Here is a 501-nt window from a genome sequence, read left to right as displayed (position 1 = left end):
GACGCGTTCGGCGTCGTCGGGCAGCAGGGCCGCGAGGGCGGCGAGGGCGCCCTGTGCCTGGCCGATGGCCTTCATCTCCTGCCAGTGGCCCAGCAGCATGATCGTGACCAGCGCCGCCAGCTCCCACCAGAAGTCCAGGTCGAACAGGTCGAGCGCGGTGGCCAGGGATGCCACGTAGGCGACGGTGATGGCCATCGAGATCAGCAGCATCATGCCGGGTGCGCGGTCGCGCACCTCGCGGACCGCTCCTTGCAGGAACGGCCAGCCGCCGTAGAAGAACACGATGGAACCCAGGACAGGCCCGACCCACTCGATGCCGGGGAAGTCCAGCTCGTAGCCGAACCAGTCCATGACCATCTCGCTGGTCAGCACGACCGGGAAGGTCAGCGCGAGGCTCAGCCAGAACTTGCGGCGGAAAATCTCGGGGTCGTGGCCGGCGTGCTTGTCGTGGCCGCCATGCCCACCGTGCGCGTCGGCACCGTGTGTGCCGTGGGTGCCGTG

1 pseudogene is annotated in these 501 nt (G+C 68.7%); it reads right to left on the bottom strand.

The annotated features are described in order from the left end of the window. A pseudogene (locus V6V89_RS41575) lies at positions 1-501 on the bottom strand (heavy metal translocating P-type ATPase); the annotation flags it as partial.

Origin of the sequence: Micromonospora sp. CPCC 206061 (assembly GCF_036906915.1) — a bacterium.
Classification (GTDB): Bacteria; Actinomycetota; Actinomycetes; order Mycobacteriales; family Micromonosporaceae; genus Phytohabitans.
The sequence above is the reverse complement of the archived record's forward strand: the minus strand, read 5'-3'. Positions and strand labels throughout refer to the sequence as shown.